Here is a 21,485-nt window from a genome sequence, read left to right on the forward strand (position 1 = left end):
AGGCTCATAACCTGAAGGTCGCAGGTTCAAATCCTGCTCCCGCAACCAACGTCAGAAAATATCAGTATAGCCCGTTCAGACTACAATTGATCACACGGTTCAATTGCTTAAAGCACTCCAAGCTATAAGTCTGGTGCGGTTAACGAATAGCTATGCAACTGAGCCGCTGTCTCTGACCTCAACTATTCTGGTAATAAAACGACAGCCTGCGGCTTGATCCGCTTGGTGGGCGAGGAAATGGGGCGGCGCGGATGACTTGATCTCTGGCCGCGCGTTCGATCTCGGGTGAGCCTGAGCTGTCGACGATATCGACCCAAGCCAGTGATCCATCAGTATTAATTTCGAAGAATACCTGCGCAAATCCTCGGACCGGGACATAGACGACGGGTGTTTGATTTAGATGGACCAGAACCTGTCCGGCATAGTTCGTAGTGTCGGAGTTTCCTGCGCCGCGGCCTGAGGATTGATTTCTGCCACTGCTGGTTCGGAACGGGTCAGCCCCTTTCTTTTGATACAGGCTTAAGGGCGACTCTACTGTCCGCGAAGGGTTGCGCAAATTGTCGAAGTTACTGAACCCATCGAGCGATTTTGGTGTTTCCGTTGCGGGCCTTCTGTCCGGAAGGCGGGGACGCTTGGAGACAGATACAGCCTGATCGGAAGCCCCGGTTTGTTCTTCCGGCAGTTCTGTTGTTGGCTCATCGACGAAACTTGGGATTTCCGGTTCGACCACAGCACTCTCCAGCGGAGGGACCGGAGCAGTTGGGGCGTCTGTGGGTGGTAGCGCTGCCAAGCGCTCGGGCGCCGGGGGTGTTGCGATAGTCACCGCGTCTGCGGCTGGTTCGGCGCTGGACGGGGCGACCGGTTCGGTCGGCACCCCTTCCTGCAATTCTGATTGTGGGGCGACGGGCGCTCCGACATCGGGTGAAGATACCTGCTGAGGATCGGGGGAGGCGACGAGTGTTTCGCTGATCGGGATGTCGGCAGTATCGGGCCTAATAGTGTCTTCAACCGGAGGCACGGGTGTTTCAGCAGATTCCGGTTGCACCGGGTTAGTCGTGTCTTCGGTGAATTCTTCGAATGTGTTGCCAAGCTCGATCAAGCTGACCGATTCCCCCTTGGATCGCAATTGTGGCAGACTGGGTCCGTAGAAACTGATCCCAAGGATGTGCAGGACAAGCGAAAGCGCACCCGCCAACGCAGCGACGGCTGCTGACTTCCGGATCATTTTGACGCCTGCTGGGTCACGAGGAACACAGACGGCGCGCCATACCGTCGAAGGGCACCGGTTACCTCCATCAACCGTTGGCCTGAAACATTGCGGTCGGGGACAATCCTGACCGGTCCGTCATCATGGCTGGACATGAAAGCCTCAGGGTCGGTTTGCACTCCGCGAAAGCTGAGGATGCCATCAGCGTTCAGGACAAGCGCATCGGGAGGGTCGCGGCCTTCCAGTTCCGATGTGTCGACAAGCTGAAGCTCGGGATCAAGCGGTGGTGCCAGGGTGCCTGCAATCAGAAAGAAGATCAGCATCAGAAAGACGACGTTGATCAGAGGGATGGTCGAGTCTCGTTTTCGGCTTGGGCGACCAAAGCAGATCATCGGTCTACTCCAACACCGTGACGGTCAAGCCATCGCGGCCACGCAAAATAACCAGCAAATCTACAAGTCGTTGGGCGGACGTATCCGCATCAAGGCTTACCAGAGCCTGACCGGCCCCAATCCGCGTAGACAGTTCATCCAGCGTCAGTGTTTCGCCATTCAAAGTCACCCGCTCGGTACCGATCTGGATGAAAATTCGCTCGACGGGCTCAGCCGATTCTGATGCGCCTGAGGTTGCGCTGCTGATTTCGATCTCCGCGAATTTTGAGAAGGTTGAAGACAACATGAAGAACAGCAACAGCAAGAAGATGACATCGATGAGCGGCGTCATCGACATCGGTCGTCTGACAAAGGGTGCCGTGTTACGCATGTTCAGCGTTCAGAATCTCGGTCGCGCCGGTGGCGGGCTGGTTCGAATGGTTTGGGACCAGAACCGTGCGTAGTGCTTTGTCCGCAAATACGCGTTCCCGGGCAGTTCGGCTTTCAAACCAGGACAAGACCATCGAGGTTGGCATCGCCACCGCAAGGCCAACAGCTGTGGTTACCAGGGCAACCCAGATGCCGCCTGCCAGCAATGAAGGATCGACAGAAGACCCGGCCGACTGAAGGCTTTGGAACGCATTGATCATTCCCAAAACTGTCCCGAACAACCCAAGCAGCGGGGCAAGCTGGGCAACCGTGTCTAAAAGTCGAAACCCCCGCTCAAGCCCGGCAAGTGCCAACCCGGCTTCGGCATCCAGCCGGGCGTCCAGATCGGGAGTGTCCGGCGCGTCCATTGCGGCTTCGACAAGCGGTGCAAGATAGCTGCTGCTCTGTGCGAGGCGTGCGCGCGCAGTGGCCCGATCCCCAGCATCCCAGGCTTGTAGTGCTTGGGACAGCACCTTGTGCCGTCCCACGCCACAGGCTGCAAACTGCCACAGCTTGTATATACTGACCGCGACGGTCAGGACCGACATGACAATAAGGATAGCCACTACGGGCCCGCCAAGGGCTAGGATTTCCCGAAGAGAAGAGAGAATATTCATCCAAGTAACTCCACTTCAACTCGGCTGCTGAGCGTTAGAGTCGATTGACAGACGTCGCTCTGAGATCCGTTTATCACGCATGAACTCGCGCCATTGATCAATGCTCGCCCAACAGACGTGCAAGACATCCCTGGCAGGTCAAACTGACGGACACGCGGGCGATCCAAGGGTAAGTCTCGAAAATCAAAAAGTGAAAGGGTCACGACACTCCCTTCATTGTCGAATATCACCGTCTCGAATATTGCCTCATCGATGCTGGTTCCGGATTGGTTGGTCACCAGGAAAGTTAATCTACAGGCACCACCGACGTCTCCCAAGGCATTGAGCTCCAGAGAAATCTCAGCGGCAGGTGCCTCAGCGGATTGCGCCAGAGCTCCGCATGAGAGCAGGCATGCGAAACAGGTAAGCAGGACACGGAGAGATCTCATTGAAGGGCACCTATATGCTTGGGCGAACCGCGTTTGTCTGCGTTGTGTAGCCGACAATGGTCCTCTCATACCTGATAGCACTCTCACTTCAAAGGATCGCTGAAACGATTGTGAATTCGACAATATTTGAGTGCGAGTTTTAAGATGTAGTCCAGCAAATTGACATAACATATGACGATATGACGGATATCTGCCTCATTTCGTCAAGACATGATCTGCATTCCGAACAATTCGCCCCTCATAATCGAAAGAAATACAGTATGGAGGCGCGTTTTGAGCTGGAATATTTGCGTAGTCGGGGCGGGGAAGATCGGTCAGATGATCGCGACCTTGTTGAAATCCTCGGCGCATTACTCGGTAACTGTTGCCGATCATGATCTCTCGGCATTGTCTGTGTTCAACAAGCGCGGGATTTCAACGCGGCAGATCGATGCCCGTGACAGTGCAAGCCTCGAACGGGGGCTCAGGGGGTTTGATGCTGTTATTTCGGCAGCTCCATTTTTCCTGACGCCAGCAATTGCCGGTGCAGCAAAAGCAGTCGGAGCCCATTACTTTGATCTGACAGAAGATGTTGAAGCGACCAATGCGGTACGCCAACTTTCGCAGAACAGTGACACAGCATTCATGCCGCAATGCGGATTGGCACCCGGATTTGTCGGTATCGCTGGCGCCGCGCTGGCTTCGGAATTCGATGAGTTGGAAAGCTTACATATGCGGGTTGGGGCACTGCCGCTGTTTCCGACCAATGCATTGAAATATAACCTGACGTGGTCCACTGACGGATTGATAAATGAGTACTGTAACCCTTGCGATGCCATTGTGAACGGCGAGCGGGTTAAGACAGCGCCACTCGAAGATTATGAACTGATTGGCCATGATGGTGTGGAGTATGAATGCTTCAACACGTCCGGTGGGCTGGGCACGCTGCCCGAAACGCTTGAAGGTAAAGCGCGGGCTGTGTCCTATCGGTCGATCCGATATCCGGGACATCGGGATATTCTTCGATTGTTGCTAAGTGATTTGGGATTAGAGCGTCGGCGCGATCTGTTGAAAGAGATCTTTGAAACCGCTCTGCCGCGCACCGATCAGGATGTAGTGCTGGTCTATTGCACTGCCAAGGGAATGATTGATGGTTCCCTGCGCGAGAAGTCCCTGATCAACAAATCCTTTGCCCGCACCATTGATGGGCAAATCTGGAGTGCGATCCAGATCACCACCGCAGCAGGTGTGCTGGGTGTCGTCGATCTGATGCGGACGGGTGCTTTGCCGTCCAAGGGTTTTGTCCGGCAGGAGCAGGTAAAGCTTGCTGATTTCCTGAACACAGAATTTGGTCGGCTCTACCGCGCCGGCGATGTCACCGAACAGAACAAGGCGGCCTGAGATATGAAAGATGTTGTAATGACTGCTGAAGCTACTCTTGCGAAACTGGACCTGACGGCGGCAGAGCTGACTGGTGGATCGCTGCGCGTGACTTCTCCAATTGATGGAAGTGTGCTGGCTGAAGTGCACGAAACGCCTCTGTCCGAGATGAACTGCATATTTGCGCGCTCGAAGGAAGCGTTCAAAGCATGGCGGGTTGTGCCTGCCCCGCGCCGCGGAGAACTGATCCGCCTTCTGGGCGAAGAGTTGCGTGCGGCCAAAGATGATCTGGGCGCGCTGGTCAGTTGGGAAGCTGGCAAGATCACCTCGGAAGGGCTGGGCGAAGTGCAGGAGATGATCGATATCTGCGACTTTGCCGTGGGCCTGTCACGTCAACTATATGGTCTGACCATTGCATCGGAACGACCCGGCCATCGGATGATGGAAACTTGGCATCCTGCAGGACCAGTGGGTGTGATCTCGGCCTTTAACTTTCCGGTTGCGGTCTGGTCATGGAACGCGGCGTTGGCGTTGGTGTGTGGCGATCCCGTGATCTGGAAGCCTTCGGAGAAAACGCCTCTGACCGCGATGGCCTGTCAGAAAATCTTCGAGCGCGCATTGGCCCGCTTCGGGGATGCGCCTGACGGCCTGCTGCAGACCCTGATCGGCGGTGTCGCGCTGGGTGAAGCTCTGGTCGCGAGCGAGGATGTGCCGGTAATCTCGGCCACCGGCTCCACCCGGATGGGCCGTGCGGTTGCTCCGATCGTGGCGCAGCGCTTTGGTAAATGCATTCTGGAGCTCGGTGGCAACAATGCGATGATCGTCGGTCCCTCGGCCGATCTGGAAATGGCGGTCCGGGCGATCGTGTTTTCAGCCGTCGGGACGGCGGGTCAACGCTGCACCACGCTACGCCGTCTGATCGTGCACAACTCGATCCGTGAAGAGCTTGTTGCCCGCCTCAAGAAAGCTTACTCGGGCCTTCCAATTGGCGACCCGCTGGCGGAAGGGACATTGATAGGTCCGCTTGTCGATGAAGCCTCCGGCGACGCAATGACCGGAGCGCTTAGGAGGGCGGAAGCCGAGGGTGGAACGGTCTTTGGTGGCAAGCGAGTAACCGAGGGAATGCCTGGTGGCGTCTACATGGAACCCGCCATTGTTGAAATGCCCAGCCAGACGGCAACTGTGAAGACAGAAACCTTCGCTCCGATCCTGTATGTCATCGGTTATGATGATTTCGCCGAGGCGATCGAGATCCAAAACGATGTGCCCCAAGGCCTGTCATCCTGTGTTTTCACGTTGAACATGCGTGAGGCGGAACAGTTCCTGACCGCAGCTGGCTCGGATTGTGGCATTGCAAACGTCAATATCGGCCCGTCCGGTGCCGAGATCGGAGGCGCGTTTGGCGGTGAAAAGGAAACTGGTGGTGGGCGCGAAAGTGGTTCGGACGCCTGGAAAGCCTATATGCGCCGTCAGACCAACACGGTGAACTACTCAGCCGAGTTGCCGTTGGCACAGGGAGTCAAATTCGACATCTGACTGGCGGGTCTCGATCATTAGCATATCCGTCGGAGTTTATGTGCGCCGCCGGATATCAATCCGCGAAAAGGTAATCCAAATGCATAATCGATTTGGCCTGGGCCTCCGTTAGGTTCAGAAACTCGGCTATTGCCTCTTCGTTGACCAAGCGATCAGCAGTTTCGCGCAAATGAAACAAACCATCGTTCTTGGAATATCGGATCTGCTCAGATTCATAGGCAAGTGCGTTCCGCAAAGTAGGAAGCAATCGGGCCATTGACTCGGCCGAGCTGTTCTGACCAGCCAACCCGACACGCAAGGCGTGACCAGCAAGGTATTCGTCGGAATAATCGCATTCGATTTCCAGTACACGCGTCTGGGCTTGATCCCCGCCAAAGTCCTGAATGACGTCTAAGTTCGCAGGATCAACGCATAAGATCAGTTTGTCGCTGTCGAAATGTTCGAACAGCAATTTCGCGACTACGCGACGATGTCGGGAGCGTTTGGTTAATGTCGTCTCAATGCCACCCAGATCGGGAAGCGGAGTGTCTTGCTCATCGTATATGTATTCAATACAGGGAATGCTGGTTTCCGAGGCAATCTGATCAACCAATCGTTTGGCAACGTGCCATTTTTTGCAGACAATCAAGTATATTTCGCGATCGGTTCCCAGGGTGTTTCCCGCTTCCCAGAACCGTTGTGTGTACCGTCGTCCGACGCGTCCACGGCTGGTCAAGAAATGATACAGTTTGCGCCCTTCCCCAGAAATACCAAACGCGACCCCTTCGCTGGCATATAACTGCCCTAACCGTTCCTTGAGTTCATGGGCTTCGGGGCTGATCTTGCGTGCGAAGAGGTAATCCTGACCCAGCAGCATGCCATAGTGATCGTTGTAGAAACTAACGGGCATGCCGTAATCGGAGAACATCAGAAATGTCAGCGTTCGGTTCTCGATCTCGTGCTTTGGTATCAGATGGCGAACGAGAGTTTGAAAGAACGTCTCATCCGGAATCCACGTTGTCTTGAAGAACCGAAGCACGTCCGGGCGTTGTTGCAGGAATTCGAGAATCATCTCGACAGTACGACGGCGAAGACACCACCATTGGCTGCCAATCATGATCTGAAGGTCTGACGGTATGTCGCGAGTGAGGCCAAACCGTTTTTGCATCTCGTAAGCGGTGTAGAAGAGGCGCGGTTGATTACGTTCGTTAAAGTAATGGCGATAGATCAGCCGGTCTTCTTTCATCCCGGTTTTGATCCAGTTGCTTGCGAAAAAATCGTGGCTCTCGATGAAATCCACATCGCGATCATCAAGGAAACCGTGCACATATTCAGCGGTCTTGATGGCCATGCAATCGCCAGACAGCATATAGAAATGGGTGGCCCTGGGGAACTGCTCTACAGCCGACTGAAGCGCATGCAGCGTAGCCTGTACCAGGGACCATTCACCCCATCCGCATTTAATGCGCTTCTTCGAAAAGGTGACATTAGGGTTGTCGCTTAGGGCCTCGCGAATTCGCGCATAATCTGTGTCGCTGGCACGGGCATCAAAATGGATCGCCATGCAATCACCGGCAGCCGTCAGCTGACCGGCCTGCGCGATGATCGCGTCCGGATCTTTGTGACACAGCAAGATAAAGGCAATCTTTGCCATTCTATATTTGTATTTCCCCGTTTCTGCCGTTTGCAACCGTGATACTGAGGATGAGCGATTGAATAAACAGAATATTTTTGGTTCTTTGAGCCAATATGCCGGAGTATCAATACGATAACTGGCTAAGGAGGCACAGCAGATGGGTTTTCCCGGTACATGGATGACCGAAAGTCAGAGCATGGTCTATCGTGTCGTGCCAAAATGTGCTTGCTCGACCATTGGGCAGATCATGTACTTCTCGGATCATGGCCGGTTTTTTGATGGTGATATTCACGACGCCAATGATGGGATGCATAAGTGGGCTTTTAATGCCAGTCAGGACCCAATAGCGCGGAATGTTCAGTCGCATGGGTCATACACTTTTACCTGTGTGCGCAATCCATATACGCGCATCCTAAGTTCGTTTTTCGACAAGATTTGCGGTATTCAGCGGAACGGTAAACGCTATCGCGGAAATCTGGTGCCGACGTTGATTTACAACTACGGGATTGAGGTTGGCGGTGAGGATGGCAAAGCTGAGTTTGACCAAATCGCCAGTTTCCGCAGGTTTCTACTGTTTGCGCGCGATACGATCCGCTGGCGACGCCCGATGGATCCAGACATTCATTGGTCCGCCATGTCCGGTCATGTCTCAACGTTGATCGCTAATGGTGGCCGATATGATCGCATTTTCTGGACCGAGAAGTTCAATGATGGAATGCAGGATGTTCTGGATCACCTGGACACAGCGCATACGGTGACTCTGTCCGAAATTCCACGCTTCAATGAATCTGAAGGCCACGGGCCAAAGCGTGCGCATCCGGTCGAGGACTATTTTGACGACCTGTCCATGCACTTGGTCTATGAAATCTACAAGCAGGATTTCGAGCTGTTCAAATATGATTTCGAGAATCCCGCGAACAAGATGCCAATCGGTGAAATCGATTTGGACGAGATTCACGCAAAACTGGGTGACTGAGCTAAATCAGAAGGCTCCCGCCCGTCGTCAACGTCTCTGACAAGACGTCTCCTCTGGTTGGGCCCGGCGCCGCGCATGGCGCGGCGCCGGGCCCAAGTCCGCAAGGGCTATCGGTGCAGCCGATGCTCCGCTGCGGGCGCGGAAGCACTTACGTTTGAAATAGGTCAAACCTGGCGTACTGCGCCTTTTGCGGCACTGGTTGCCAGTTTTGCATAGGCTTTGAGGGCGGTTGAGACCTTGCGTTTGCGTGGGTTGGCGGGGTGCCAGCCTTTTTCGTCCTGTACCTCGCGCCGGGCCGCAAGCTCCTCGTCAGAGACTGCCAAATGAATTGTGCGGTTGGGGATGTCTATTTCGATCTTGTCGCCGGTATGTACCAGACCGATTTCGCCACCTTCAGCGGCTTCTGGCGAGACATGGCCGATCGACAGCCCCGAGGTTCCACCCGAGAAACGCCCATCGGTAAGCAAGGCACAGGCTTTACCCAGACCTTTGGATTTCAGGTACGAAGTCGGATACAGCATTTCTTGCATGCCCGGACCTCCGCGTGGGCCTTCGTAACGGATAACCACCACGTCCCCCTCTTTGACCTTACCGGTCAGAATATCGTTCACCGCCTGATCCTGACTTTCGCAAACATAAGCAGAGCCGGTGAATTTCAGGATATTCTCATCAACACCTGCCGTTTTCACGATGCAGCCGTCGCGCGCGATGTTCCCGAACAACACAGCCAGACCGCCATCCTGACTGAACGCGTGTTCTTTCGAGCGGATAACGCCGCCTTCACGATCGGTATCAAGCTCTTTGAACCGGTTTGATTGGCTGAAGGCCTGCGTGGTGCGCACGCCTCCGGGCGCGGCCTTGAACAGATCCTGCGCCTTCGGGTTGTTGGCGATCTTGATATCCCAGTTGGCAATCGCTTCACCCATCGTACCCGAATGCACTGTATGGCAGTGCTCGTGCAACAGACCCGCGCGGCTGAGTTCGCCGAGGATAGAGAAGATACCACCGGCACGGTGGACGTCTTCCATATGCACATTTTCGATATTTGGCGCGACCTTGCACAGACAGGGCACTTGGCGGCTGAGCCGATCCATGTCGGACATGGTGAAGTGAACTTCACCCTCATGCGCGATGGCCAGCAGGTGCAGCACGGTATTGGTCGAGCCACCCATTGCGATGTCGAGGCTCATGGCATTTTCAAAGGCATCAAACGTCGCAATCTCGCGCGGCAAGAAGCCTTTTTCGTCCAAATCATAGTGTCGTTTGGTGATCTCGACGATCCGGCGACCAGCCTCGAGAAACAGCTCTTTGCGGTCCGCGTGCGTAGCAAGCGTCGAGCCGTTGCCCGGCAGGGCCAGCCCCAGCGCTTCGGCCAGACAGTTCATCGAGTTTGCGGTGAACATACCCGAGCACGAACCGCAGGTCGGGCAGGCGTTCTCTTCGATATGCTGGACCTGTTCGTCAGTGAACTTGTCGTCAGCAGCAGCGACCATCGCATCCACAAGGTCGATCTTCTTGGCGTCTAGGTCGGCGATGTCGATTTTGCCGGCTTCCATCGGACCACCAGAGACGAAGATTGCCGGGATGTTCAGACGCATGGCAGCCATCAGCATACCGGGTGTGATCTTGTCGCAGTTCGAGATGCAGACCATCGCATCAGCGCAATGGGCGTTAACCATGTATTCGACCGAATCCGCGATCACCTCGCGCGAGGGCAGGGAATACAGCATCCCGTCATGTCCCATGGCGATCCCGTCATCCACCGCGATGGTGTTGAACTCTTTAGCCACGCCGCCTGCGGCCTCAACCTCGCGCGCGACCATCTGGCCCAAATCTTTCAGGTGCACGTGGCCAGGTACAAATTGAGTGAACGAGTTGACGATCGCTATGATTGGCTTGCCAAAATCGTCGTCGCCCATTCCGGTGGCGCGCCATAGGCCACGGGCGCCGGCCATGTTGCGGCCATGGGTGGAGGTTCTGGATCGGTACATTGGCATGATGCTGTTTCCCTATTGCCCAAGCTGCGATATTGGGTGTGTACGTTATAGCGCACGTATCATATGTACGTTATAACGCACAAGGCAAATCGCAAGGCTTGGGTATGGAATCAGATGAGTTAACGCTGAAACTAAGGGATGTTCGCGCTGCATCGGGTTTAAGCCTGTCTAAAGTGGCCGAACTGACCGGGGTTAGTAAAGCCATGTTGGGTCAGATCGAGCGCGGCGAATCAAGCCCGACCATCGCGACCTTGTGGAAGATCGCGAAAGGCTTCCAATTGCCGCTGAGCGCTTTGATTGGCACCGCCGCAATGCGCGACACGGCAGATACCGATGTGTTCAGTACCGTGACATTCCCGGGAAGTATCGAGGTCAAGATTGTCTTTCCCTTTGATCCGGCATTGGGAGCCGAGACATTTCATGTTGAGCTGTCCCCGAACCAAAGCCATGAGTCGCCAGCCCATGCGGCGGGGGTGACCGAAGAGGTCTTTGTGCTCAGCGGAGTTTTGGAAATTCTGCGCGCGGACAAATGGATTCCGCTGCAAGCCGGGCAGGGATTGCGCTTCGCTGCTGATTTGCCGCATGGATACCGCGCTGGTGATCAGGGGGCGGCGTTCCTGAACATGCACCACTATTCCCAATTGGTCGAAAATCTAGAGTAGGATCGAACCACCGTGACTGCATTCTTTGACAGCCTGACATTCGTCGATGCGATCGGCTCCTTCGGGGCATTGATCGTGGTTGTAGCTTATTTTGCCACCCAGATGCGCATGATGAATTCAGACGATCTGGGCTTTCCGGTGGTGAACCTGATCGGTTCGGTTCTGATCGTGTTTTCGCTGATGCAGAACTTCAATCTGGCATCGATGCTGATCGAAGGCTTCTGGATCATCATCAGCGTGATCGGGATTATTCAGCACTTTCGCCTGCGCCGGGCGGGTTAAATCCAATGCTACCGAAGCGCTAGCGCTATCCAGCCTTGAACCCGCATCGCGCCGAGTATAGGGAAAACCCAAGCTCGCTTAGGGGAGGCTTTGATGCAGGACGATCCAAAAACCCTCGTTACTACCGAATGGCTTGCCGCTCATATCAAGGATCCGGATCTACGGATACTGGATGGGTCGTGGTACCTGCCGCAGCAAGCCCGCGACGCCAAGGCAGAGTATGACGCGGGCCACATTCCTGGTGCACGTTTTTTCGATATTGATGAGATTTCCGATCATCGTTCGGATCTGCCGCACATGGCACCTCCGGTCGAGAAGTTCATGTCGCGCTTGCGGGCGATGGGAGTGGGTGATGGCCATCAGGTAGTGGTTTATGATGGCGCTGGTCTGATGTCGGCAGCACGGGTCTGGTGGATGTTCCGTCTGATGGGGCAGGAAAACATCGCCGTTCTGGATGGTGGGTTGCCCAAATGGCAGGCCGAAGGTCGAGAGATTGAGGACCTGCCTCCGGTCATTCGCGACCGTCACATGACTGTGCGGGTGCAGAACCATCTGATCCGCGATGTCACGCAGGTTTCTGCGGCTGCCAAACTGCATGATCACGAGATAATCGATGCCCGTTCGGCATCACGTTTCGCTGGTGCCGAGGCTGAGCCACGCGAAGGGTTGCGTTCGGGCCATATCCCCGGTTCTCGCAATGTGCCATTTGGAATGCTGCTGAACAAAAACGGCACGATGAAGTCACCCGAAGACTGTCGTGCAATATTCGAAGCTGCAGGTGTGGACCTGTCGAAACCCGCGATCACATCCTGTGGGTCGGGCGTGACCGCAGCGATCCTCAGCCTTGCGCTTGAGCGCATGGGTAAGAAAGACCACTCGCTTTATGATGGCTCCTGGGCTGAATGGGGTGCCTTCCCGACCCTGCCCGTCGCAACCGGAGAGAACTGATGTTCGAGAACCTCAAACCGCAACCCGCTGACAAGATTCTGGCGCTGATGCAGATGTACCGCGAGGACCCACGTGATCAAAAGATCGATCTGGGTGTCGGTGTGTACAAGAACGCCGAAGGTGTCACACCGGTGATGCGTGCAGTGAAGGCTGCCGAAAAGCGAATTCTCGAAGAGCAAGAAAGCAAGGCCTATACCGGGTTGGCGGGCGATCCGGCTTATGCAGACGCGATGATCGGGCTGATCCTTGGGGACGCCGTGCCACGTGGCAATATTGCTGCCGTGGCGACCCCCGGCGGAACCGGGGCTTGTCGTCAGGCGTTTGAACTGATCCGCATGGCTAATCCGTCGGCCCGTGTCTTCCTGTCGAACCCCACATGGCCGAACCATCCGTCGATCCTGCGTTATCTGGGGATTGAAACCGCCGAGTACCGCTATTTTGACAGCGAAACCCGTGGTGTTGATTTCGATGGCATGATCGAAGATCTGAAAACCGCCAATGCAGGCGACGTGGTTCTGTTGCACGGCTGTTGCCACAACCCAACGGGTGCCAACCTGAACATGGTGCAGTGGCAGGAAGTCGTGAACCTGATCAACGAACGCGGTCTCGTGGCCATGATCGACATCGCCTATCAAGGCTTTGGTGATGGTCTTGAGGAAGATGCGCAGGCGACGCGTCTTGTGGCTTCTTCCGTGAAACGCTGCCTCATCGCGGCGTCCTGCTCGAAGAACTTTGGCGTCTATCGCGAACGTACTGGTCTGCTGATGGCGATCAGTGATGATCCAGCTCAGACGGCGTTGAACCAATCCTCTCTGGCGTTTCTGAATCGCCAAAATTACTCTTTCCCACCCGATCATGGCGCGCGCGTTGTGACCACGATCCTGAATGATGAGGCTCTGCGCGCCGATTGGGCCGCCGAGCTGGAAGAAGTTCGCTTGTCGATGCTGGGCCTGCGTCAACAACTGGCGGACGAGTTGCAGCGCCTCAGCGGATCGGATCGGTTCGGGTTTATCGCGCAACACCGAGGAATGTTTTCGCGGCTGGGCGCTGCCCCGGAGCTGGTCGAGAAGCTGCGTGCGGATCATGGTATCTACATGGTTGGTGATAGCCGTCTGAATATTGCGGGATTGAATGCGACGACCGTGCCGATTCTGGCTCAGGCGATCATTGATGTTGGTGTCTGAAGCGCGTCTTTGAAAAATGGAAAACCCGGGCGTGAAGCCCGGGTTTTTGTTTGTATATGGTTGGCTATTAACCTTTGGAGAACTCCGGATAGGCCTCCATACCAAGCTCAGCCATGTCGAGACCGTTGATCTCATCTTCTTCGCTGACGCGGATACCGACAGTGGCTTTCAGTAAGGTCCACAGGATCAGAGCGGCGACAAAGGTGAATACACCGTACGCGATGATGCCGGTCAGCTGCGTGATCAGGCTGGCTTCGCCATAGAAGATCACGGCAATCGTGCCCCAGATACCGGCGAACAGGTGAACCGGGATAGCGCCCACGACGTCGTCGATCTTGAACTTGTCCAGCATCGGAACCGCGAAGACCACGATGATGCCACCTACGGCACCGATCCACAGGGCGCCGAACAGGGACGGGGCCAGCGGCTCAGCAGTGATCGACACCAGTCCCGCCAGCGCGCCGTTCAGCACCATGGTCAGGTCGGGCTTTTTGTACAGCAGCTGTGTCATGATAAGGGCGGCAACGGCACCGGATGCAGCAGCCATGTTGGTGTTGGCAAAGATGCGCGATACGTCTGAGACATCTCCTACAGTGCCCATCGCCAGCTGCGAACCACCGTTGAAGCCGAACCAACCCAGCCACAGGATAAAGGTACCCAAGGTGGCCAGAGCTAGGTTCGAACCAGGCATCGGGTGCACTTTACCGTCCTTGTACTTACCGATGCGCGGCCCAAGGATGAGGGCACCTGCCAGAGCCGCCCAGCCACCAACCGAGTGCACGATGGTCGATCCAGCGAAGTCTGAGAAGCCTGCTTCGGACAGCCAACCACCACCCCACTGCCACGAGCCCGAGATCGGGTACATGATGCCGGTTAGGACAACAACGAAGGCAAGGAAAGGCCACAATTTGATCCGTTCAGCCACCGCACCAGACACGATCGAGGCGGTCGCTGCGACAAAGACCAGTTGGAAGAAGAAATCCGAACCGATCGAGGCGTAGTCAAGCGCCGCTACATCTGCACCGACGCCCACCGGGTCAAGCACGGTGGTCGAGAAGAACGGACCCAGCCAGCCTGAAATAGTCCAGCCATCGCCGGGGTACATCAGGTTGAAGCCGATCAGCCAGTACATGATCGCGGCGATTGAAAACAGCGCGATGTTTTTGGTCATCTGCATCGCGACGTTCTTTGAGCGCACCAGCCCACCTTCGAGCATGGCAAAGCCTGCTGCCATGAAGAACACCAGAAAGCCGCCCATCAGGAACAGCAGCGTGGTGAATATGTATTGGGTGTGTTGCGCGGGCTCGCCGGTAGCGGCCTCTTGCGCAAGACCCATCTGCGGCAGTGCGACGATCGCAGCGGCAGGGATGAGAGATTTCATCAGGTTCATTGTCAGTCCTCGAGTGATTGTGAATGAGCGCGCTTAAAGCGCCTCTTCGTTGGTTTCCCCGGTCCGCACGCGCAGGGCTTGCTCGACATCGAGGACGAAAATCTTGCCGTCACCGATCTTGCCGGTTTTGGCGGTGGTGGTGATGGTCTCAACGATCTGGTCGGCCATGGTGGCGGGCACCACGATTTCCAACTTGATCTTGGGCACGAAATTCACAGCGTATTCGGCACCGCGATAAATCTCGGTGTGGCCCGATTGCGAGCCGAACCCTTTGATCTCGGTCACCATCATGCCGCGCACGCCCGCGTTGGTCAGCGCCTCGCGCACCTCCTCAAGCTTGAACGGTTTGATTGTCGCAATGATCAGTTTCACGTCTTTCCCCTCTGCTACTCCGGGCGGCCCGGTATTTTGCACCTGCAGAAAAATGCGCGACGGAGGTTCAGATGGAACGTTTTCGGGGGGTGAGCGGGGGTGAAAAACCAGCAATCATGCACAATTTTTGCACAAAATATGTTGTTTGGTGAAAATATAGGCAAACCTGTAAGGGGAAATACCGGAATTTCACACCTCTACATGACCGGCCCAGCGGGGTATGGTGCCCCAAAAGCATAACCGGGCAGAGTTTGAGCATGACTGAGTCCAACCGCCGCAAACCGCGCCTTGTCGCGGACAAAAGGTACCCGTCCAAAGGTCGAAAACCTGCGGCGACCAAGCGGTCTGCAAAACCTGCGGGCAAGAAATCAATCGCCCGCAAATCGGCGCCGCGCAAGACGGCCCGCAAGAAGACGCGCCGCAGTTCTGGCGGCAAGGGCGGTGGCTTCTTCCGCCGTCTGTTCCGGTGGCTCTGGCGCCTGTTCTGGGGCGTCACGTGGCGGATTGGTGCGGTGGCGGGGCTGTTGTTGGCGCTGGCCGTCGGTGTCGTTTACACATCGCTACCGGATGTGGATGCCTTGTTGGATGGGCGGGCCAAGGGTTCGGTGACGTTGCTGGATCGCGATGGCAAGGTCTTCGCCTGGCGCGGCGATCAGTTCGGTGGCGTGATCACCGCGGATACAGTTTCGCCACATCTCAAGAACGCTGTGATCGCAACCGAGGATAAGCGGTTCTACCGCCATTTCGGTGTCAGCCCGCGCGGTGTCGCGAGCGCGGTGCGCATCAACCTGAGCGAAGGGCGCGGGCCGTTGTCGGGCCATGGCGGCTCGACCATTACACAACAGACAGCAAAGCTGCTGTGTCTCGGAGTGCCTTATGATCCCAGCGCGTGGGAATCCGAGGCCGCTTATGAAGCCGATTGCCGTCAGGGCTCGCTTTGGCGCAAGGCGAAAGAGGCAGTTTACGCAATCGCGATGGAGGTCAAATACTCCAAGGATGAAATTCTGACGATCTATCTGAACCGCGCCTTCCTTGGTGCAGGTGCACGTGGGTTCGAAGCCGCCAGCCAGCGCTATTTCGGGATTTCGGCTGCCGAAGTGTCTCCGGCCGAGGCCGCGATGTTGGCGGGGCTGCTGGTGGCACCTTCTCGCTATGCGCCCACGAATAACCTGCAACGTTCGCAAGATCGGGCGCGGTTGGTGGTTGGGCTAATGGAAGCTCAGGGCTATCTGAGCAGCGCGCAGGCGAGCGAGGCGCGCAGTCGCCCGGCGCAGTTGTCCGAAGCCGCCGCCGCCCGGGCCGGTGGCTATTTTGCCGATTGGGTCATGGCCAGTGGGCCTGAGTTTTTCACACGTAACACAACTGAGGACGTGGTGATCCGGACAACGCTGGATCAGCGCATTCAAACCTCGGCGGAAGAGGCACTGAAGTTCATCTTCCAGGAGAAAGTGCGCGAAGGCTCCAAAGCGCAGGCCGCTATTGTGGTGATGTCCGCCGATGGCGCTGTGCGCGGTATGGTCGGTGGCCGAAAGACCCGTGTATCAGGCGCGTTCAACCGGGCCACGCAGGCTCTGCGTCAGACCGGGTCGTCTTTCAAACCGTTTGTCTATGCGACAGCGTTGGAGCTGGGGTATTCGCCGTTGGATACGGTTATGGACGAACCGACCTGCTGGGATATCGCAGGCTCGGGCCAGTGGTGCCCGAAGAACTACACCCACAAGTTCTATGGTAGGGTGACACTGGCGGATGCGCTGAAGAATTCATTGAACATCCCGGCGGTCAAAGTGGCAGATATTTCTGGGCTTGATAATGTCCGCACCGTTGCCAGCGGTTTCGGCCTTTCAAGTGATTTGGCTGAAGGGCTCGCGCTGGCGCTGGGCGCATCGGAAAGCACTCTGATCGAGATGACCGGCGCGTATGCCGGTATCCTGAACGGCGGCTCAGCGGTGGAGCCGTATGGACTGACTGAACTGAAGCTGCTGGGTGAGTCTGATCCCGTTATGGTCACGACAACCGGCATCGGTGAACGTGTCATCAACGACAAGGCCGCCAAGCAACTAACCTGGATGATGGAGCGCGTGGTCTCGGAAGGCACTGGTGGGCGCGCAAAACTGCCGGGCTGGCAGGTGGCGGGCAAAACGGGAACGACTCAGGCCGCGCGGGATGCGTGGTTCATCGGGTTCACAGCCGATTACGTTGCGGGTGTTTGGATGGGGTATGATGACAATACGCCTTTGTCGGGTGTGACGGGCGGCGGTCTACCGGCGGAAATTTGGAAAGAGACGATGTTGCGCGTCACGGAAGGAATGACGCCAACGCCATTGCCGATGCTGGAGCCGGACCCACCGGTCAGAACTGCACAGCCTCAGCAGCAGCGCCGTAAGAAACAGACCGGCTTGGATAAGGCGATCAACAATCTGCTGAACAACATTTTCGGAAATTGAAATACAAAAAAGGCGGTGCGCTGGGCACCGCCTTTGATGTCTGAATGATCGTAAGATCAGACGCTTTCGTCGAGTGCCGCCAAAATTGCATCACCCATTTCGCTGGTCGATACCGGCTGAACACCTTCTTCTGCCAGCAGATCTGCCGTGCGAACTCCATCGGCCAGAACCTTTTCAATCGCGGCTTCCAGGCGACCTGCTTCGTCGCCCTGATCGAAGCTGTAGCGCAGCGCCATGGCGAAGCTGAGGATACACGCGATCGGATTGGCTTTGCCCTGACCCGTGATATCGGGGGCGGATCCATGTACCGGTTCGTACATCGCCTTGGGGCGACCATTGGCCATCGGTGCGCCAAGTGAGGCGGACGGCAGCATGCCCAAAGACCCGGTCAGCATCGCGGCGCAATCGGACAGCACATCGCCGAACAGGTTGTCGGTGACGATCACGTCAAACTGCTTGGGCGCACGCACCAGCTGCATCGCACCGTTGTCGGCATACATATGCGACAGCTCGACCTCGGGGTATTCTTGGCCCACGCGGGTTACGACTTCGCGCCAAAGGATGCCCGACTCCATTACATTGGCTTTTTCCATCGAGCACAGTTTCTTGTTCCGGCGCATCGCCAGCTCAAACGCGGAACGCGCAGCACGTTCGATCTCGGATTCGGTGTAACGCTGGGTGTTGATACCAACGCGTTCATTGCCTTCCTCGAAAATGCCGCGCGGCTCGCCGAAATAAACGCCCGAGGTCAGCTCGCGCACGATCATGATGTCGAGGCCTGCTACCACATCCTTCTTCAGCGACGAGAAATCCGCCAGCGCGTCAAAGCATTGAGCGGGGCGCAGGTTGGAATACAGGTCCATTTCCTTGCGCAAACGCAGCAGGCCGCGTTCGGGCTTCAGGCTGAAGTCCAGATCGTCATACTTAGGGCCACCAACAGCACCCAGCAGAACGGCATCGACCTCTTGCGCCTTGGCCATGGTCGCATCCGACAGGGGCTTGCCATGCGCGTCATAGGCAGCACCGCCGACCAGATCCTCGCTCACGTCAAATTGAAGACCGCGATTGGCACCGAACCAATCGATGATTTTGCGCACTTCGGCCATAACTTCCGGGCCAATTCCGTCTCCGGGCAGGATGAGGAGCGAGGGGTTGGACATCGACAGTCTCCTTGCGTTTTGTCGCACAGGCCCTAGCGTTTGCGGCGCATCGGGTCAATGAGACGAACCCGTCAAATCACGAGGAAACCACATGCTGACACCCGGAAATCCGGCCCCATCGCTAAAAATCGAAACCGTAGGCCATGGCACCTTTGATCTTGAGCGTGACGCGGGCGAAAACGGAACGCTGGTGATTCAGTATCGCGGCCTGCATTGCCCGATCTGCATTCGCCAGATGGGTGAGATCGAAGCGGCGCTGGGTGATTTCGCCGAACTGGGGGTCGAGGTGATCATGATCACCACGGATACCGGCGAACGAGCGGCGGAAACGGTGGAGAAAGCCGGGGTCTCAAAAGTGCGTGTTGGGCACAGCCTGTCCATGGCGGACGCGCGGGATGTCTGGGGTCTGAACATCTCCGTGGCTCGTGAAGGTAGTGCCGAGCCAGCGTTATTCGCCGAACCGGGGCATTTCTATATCAAGCCTGATCAGACCCTCTATTACGTCTGGCAGCAGACAACGCCTTTTGCGCGACCGCCAATATCCGACATCGTCGGCGGTTTGAAATTCACCTTGGCCAATAACTATCCCACGCGTGGCACCTATACCGGCGCGCTGTAGGCGGTTTTACAGCCGCGCCTTCAACCCTTCGGCCAACAGATCCCAGACCCTGCGGATGCGCGGGGTCTGTCGCATCGCCTGAGGGGCGGCCAGCCAGACCGGCAGCACCGGTATCTCGACATCAATGTCCAACACCTCGACCTCTGGGTCAGCCTGCACAATGCTGAGTTGGCTGAACCCCACCCCACATCCTGCGCGGATCAGTTCCCAATATGCCGTCTGGTTGTCGCAGCGCGTGGCAAAGCTGTCCCGGCTGGCGGGCCAGCCCTTGTTCCGCATGGCGGTGATGATGTCTTCGTTGGTGTCAAACCCCACAAGGTCGTGCTGCATCAACTCTGTCGGTGTTGCTGGCCGTCCTGCGCGGTCCAGATAGGACCGTGAGGCGCAGAAACATAACGGCACCTCGCCGATATGTTTTGCCACGATGTCGACTTGTTCGGGGCGGTACATGCGCACGGCGATGTCGGCTTCGCGAAACAGTAGATTCTCGCTGGCATCCGAGGCGACCAGATCAAGCTGAATAGCCGGTTCAGCCTGACGAATCGCGGCGATTATCGGTGGCAGTAAATGGTGCGATACAAAGACCGAGGCGGTAATCCTGACCGAGCCCTCCAGCTGCTGGGCCTGCCCGGCCGCCGTCAAACCAAGCGCATTGACCGCGCTGTACATCTGCTGTGCCATCGGCAGCACCTGCTGCCCCACCTCGCTGAGCGTCAACCCACGCGCGTGGCGGTCAAACAGCGACACGCCCAGTTCTTCTTCCAGCGCATGCACCTGACGCCCCAGCGTTGGCTGGCTGCGCCCAAGTTGCTTCGCGGCCGCGGATAATGAGCCCGTTTCCGCAACAGCGAGAAAACTTTGGATCAAGGACCAGTCAGAAAGTCGAAGAGAATTTGCCATTCAAAAACGAATACATAATCTGCGGTTTTTGGCAATTTCCAAATACTGATGAATGAATAGATTGGTGTTGAATGGAGGGACCGATGTCACAAACAGCACTTATTCTCGGGTCCAGTGGCCGCTTTGGTCGCAATGCTGCACAGGCTTTTTCCAACGCGGGTTGGGGCGTGCGCCGGTTTGATCGACGCAGCGACAATCTACACTCGGCGGCACGCGGGGCAGACGTTATCGTGAACGCATGGAACCCGCTGTATCCCGATTGGGCGAAGCAAGTCCCTGAATTGCATCGACGGGTCATAGATGTGGCATCTGAACATGATTTGACAGTGATTGTGCCCGGCAACGTTTATGTCTTCGGCGCGGATACGCCTGGACCTTGGTCAAGTGAAACACCCCATCTTGCACGCAATCCGCTGGGGCGCATCCGCATCGAAATGGAAGAGGCATATCGCGCTTCATCCGTGCGGACAATTATGTTGCGCGCAGGTGACTTCATCGACACCACGGCCTCGGGCAACTGGTTCGATCAGATCATGATCAAACACTTGCAGCGCGGTCGCTTTGTGTACCCGGGCAATCCCGACATCCAGCATTCTTGGGCCTACTTGCCCGATCTGACCCGATCCGCCGTGGCCCTGGCAGACATACGTGGCGAGCTGCCGCGATTCTGTGATGTTCCCTTTGCAGGTTACACTCTGACCGGCAATGAAATGGCACAGATGTTGTCACAGATGACTGGGCAAGACATTGCGCTTAAGCAGATGGCGTGGTGGCCGTTGCAGTTGGCCCGCCCCTTCTGGCGTCTAGCCCCACATCTGCTTGAAATGCGCTACCTATGGGATACACCGCATCGTCTGGATGGAAGTTTCTTTAACGAATTGCTGCCGGGATTTTCGCTGACTGAACCGAACGAGGCACTTAGAAATGCGATCCCAAAACCCAAAGTCTTTGATGTGCCGCAACGAACCGGTGCAGCTTTACGATCATGA

General features: G+C 56.4%; 20 protein-coding genes. 10 read left to right on the forward strand and 10 right to left on the reverse strand.

Annotation, left to right across the window (positions count from 1 at the left end):
* Nucleotides 1–178: 178 nt before the first annotated feature.
* From ACR0IU_RS07885 to ACR0IU_RS07900, 4 genes are read right to left on the reverse strand one after another with little or no spacing between them, the layout of a single operon-like run.
* Nucleotides 179–1,225 carry an energy transducer TonB family protein gene (locus ACR0IU_RS07885; RefSeq protein WP_480715864.1) on the reverse strand — a complete coding sequence of 349 codons (1,047 nt, stop codon included), beginning with the start codon at nt 1,223–1,225 and terminating at the stop codon, nt 179–181.
* Entirely contained in the window at nt 1,222–1,599 is a 378-nt protein-coding gene (locus tag ACR0IU_RS07890) for an ExbD/TolR family protein (RefSeq protein WP_480715865.1), read from the reverse strand. The genes ACR0IU_RS07885 and ACR0IU_RS07890 overlap by 4 nt, the downstream gene beginning before the upstream one ends.
* 4 nt (nt 1,600–1,603) lie before the next feature.
* Nucleotides 1,604–1,930, reverse strand: coding sequence for a biopolymer transporter ExbD (locus ACR0IU_RS07895; protein WP_170775911.1), 327 nt, complete (start codon nt 1,928–1,930; stop codon nt 1,604–1,606).
* 31 nt (nt 1,931–1,961) lie between these two features.
* Nucleotides 1,962–2,624 carry a MotA/TolQ/ExbB proton channel family protein gene (locus tag ACR0IU_RS07900; RefSeq protein WP_480715866.1) on the reverse strand — a complete coding sequence of 221 codons (663 nt, stop codon included), beginning with the start codon at nt 2,622–2,624 and terminating at the stop codon, nt 1,962–1,964.
* A gap of 701 nt (nt 2,625–3,325) precedes the next feature.
* Here ACR0IU_RS07900 and ACR0IU_RS07905 point away from each other — a divergent pair.
* Both ACR0IU_RS07905 and amaB read left to right on the forward strand, forming a co-directional pair.
* The gene (locus tag ACR0IU_RS07905) at nt 3,326–4,432 is read left to right on the forward strand and encodes a saccharopine dehydrogenase family protein (protein WP_480715867.1); all 1,107 of its coding nucleotides are present in this window, start codon (nt 3,326–3,328) and stop codon (nt 4,430–4,432) included.
* Nucleotides 4,433–4,450: 18 nt separating this feature from the next.
* On the forward strand, nt 4,451–5,947 hold the full coding sequence (gene amaB, locus ACR0IU_RS07910; protein ID WP_480715868.1) for an L-piperidine-6-carboxylate dehydrogenase: 1,497 nt from the start codon (nt 4,451–4,453) through the stop codon (nt 5,945–5,947).
* Between the two features lie 55 nt (nt 5,948–6,002).
* On the opposite strand, the gene ACR0IU_RS07915 is transcribed toward amaB, so the two are convergent.
* A complete protein-coding gene (locus tag ACR0IU_RS07915) occupies nt 6,003–7,580 on the reverse strand; it encodes a DUF5928 domain-containing protein (RefSeq protein ID WP_480715869.1) in 1,578 nt (525 codons plus the stop codon).
* A 139-nt stretch (nt 7,581–7,719) separates the two neighbouring features.
* Between ACR0IU_RS07915 and ACR0IU_RS07920 the strand changes: the two genes are divergently transcribed.
* Nucleotides 7,720–8,538 carry a sulfotransferase family protein gene (locus ACR0IU_RS07920; RefSeq protein WP_480715870.1) on the forward strand — a complete coding sequence of 273 codons (819 nt, stop codon included), beginning with the start codon at nt 7,720–7,722 and terminating at the stop codon, nt 8,536–8,538.
* Nucleotides 8,539–8,702: 164 nt separating this feature from the next.
* Here the strand turns inward: ACR0IU_RS07920 and ilvD are convergent, their stop codons facing one another.
* Nucleotides 8,703–10,535, reverse strand: a complete 1,833-nt coding sequence (gene ilvD / locus ACR0IU_RS07925; protein ID WP_170473424.1) for a dihydroxy-acid dehydratase — start codon at nt 10,533–10,535, stop codon at nt 8,703–8,705.
* A gap of 104 nt (nt 10,536–10,639) precedes the next feature.
* On the opposite strand from ilvD, the gene ACR0IU_RS07930 reads away from it, so the two are divergent.
* The 4 genes from ACR0IU_RS07930 (at nt 10,640) to ACR0IU_RS07945 (ending at nt 13,611) form a co-directional block, all read left to right on the forward strand.
* Nucleotides 10,640–11,197 carry a helix-turn-helix domain-containing protein gene (locus ACR0IU_RS07930; RefSeq protein ID WP_170546847.1) on the forward strand — a complete coding sequence of 186 codons (558 nt, stop codon included), beginning with the start codon at nt 10,640–10,642 and terminating at the stop codon, nt 11,195–11,197.
* Between the two features lie 12 nt (nt 11,198–11,209).
* Nucleotides 11,210–11,479, forward strand: coding sequence for a CBU_0592 family membrane protein (locus ACR0IU_RS07935; RefSeq protein WP_170473430.1), 270 nt, complete (start codon nt 11,210–11,212; stop codon nt 11,477–11,479).
* A 93-nt stretch (nt 11,480–11,572) separates the two neighbouring features.
* Nucleotides 11,573–12,427, forward strand: a complete 855-nt coding sequence (gene sseA / locus ACR0IU_RS07940; protein WP_480715871.1) for a 3-mercaptopyruvate sulfurtransferase — start codon at nt 11,573–11,575, stop codon at nt 12,425–12,427.
* On the forward strand, nt 12,427–13,611 hold the full coding sequence (locus ACR0IU_RS07945) for an amino acid aminotransferase (protein ID WP_010438736.1): 1,185 nt from the start codon (nt 12,427–12,429) through the stop codon (nt 13,609–13,611). Before sseA ends, ACR0IU_RS07945 begins: the two co-directional genes overlap by 1 nt.
* Nucleotides 13,612–13,678: 67 nt before the next feature.
* On the opposite strand, the gene ACR0IU_RS07950 is transcribed toward ACR0IU_RS07945, so the two are convergent.
* Nucleotides 13,679–15,001: an ammonium transporter gene (locus ACR0IU_RS07950; protein WP_480715872.1), complete on the reverse strand. Its 1,323-nt coding sequence runs from the start codon at nt 14,999–15,001 to the stop codon at nt 13,679–13,681.
* 33 nt (nt 15,002–15,034) lie between these two features.
* The gene (locus ACR0IU_RS07955; RefSeq protein WP_039541190.1) at nt 15,035–15,373 is read right to left on the reverse strand and encodes a P-II family nitrogen regulator; all 339 of its coding nucleotides are present in this window, start codon (nt 15,371–15,373) and stop codon (nt 15,035–15,037) included.
* 257 nt (nt 15,374–15,630) lie between these two features.
* Here ACR0IU_RS07955 and ACR0IU_RS07960 point away from each other — a divergent pair, with 257 nt between their 5' ends.
* Complete coding sequence (locus ACR0IU_RS07960; protein WP_480715873.1) at nt 15,631–17,817, forward strand: transglycosylase domain-containing protein; 2,187 nt, start codon at nt 15,631–15,633, stop codon at nt 17,815–17,817.
* Nucleotides 17,818–17,873: 56 nt separating this feature from the next.
* Here ACR0IU_RS07960 and leuB read toward each other — a convergent pair whose 3' ends face one another.
* A complete protein-coding gene (leuB, locus tag ACR0IU_RS07965; RefSeq protein ID WP_170775807.1) occupies nt 17,874–18,977 on the reverse strand; it encodes a 3-isopropylmalate dehydrogenase in 1,104 nt (367 codons plus the stop codon).
* Between the two features lie 91 nt (nt 18,978–19,068).
* Between leuB and ACR0IU_RS07970 the strand changes: the two genes are divergently transcribed.
* Nucleotides 19,069–19,596, forward strand: a complete 528-nt coding sequence (locus tag ACR0IU_RS07970) for a redoxin domain-containing protein (RefSeq protein ID WP_480715874.1) — start codon at nt 19,069–19,071, stop codon at nt 19,594–19,596.
* Nucleotides 19,597–19,602: 6 nt separating this feature from the next.
* Here ACR0IU_RS07970 and ACR0IU_RS07975 read toward each other — a convergent pair whose 3' ends face one another.
* Nucleotides 19,603–20,496 carry a LysR family transcriptional regulator gene (locus ACR0IU_RS07975; RefSeq protein WP_480715875.1) on the reverse strand — a complete coding sequence of 298 codons (894 nt, stop codon included), beginning with the start codon at nt 20,494–20,496 and terminating at the stop codon, nt 19,603–19,605.
* 83 nt (nt 20,497–20,579) lie between these two features.
* Between ACR0IU_RS07975 and ACR0IU_RS07980 the strand changes: the two genes are divergently transcribed.
* Nucleotides 20,580–21,485, forward strand: coding sequence for a Rossmann-fold NAD(P)-binding domain-containing protein (locus ACR0IU_RS07980; RefSeq protein ID WP_480715876.1), 906 nt, complete (start codon nt 20,580–20,582; stop codon nt 21,483–21,485).

The sequence above is a fragment of the Ruegeria sp. CL5 genome (assembly GCF_056536485.1).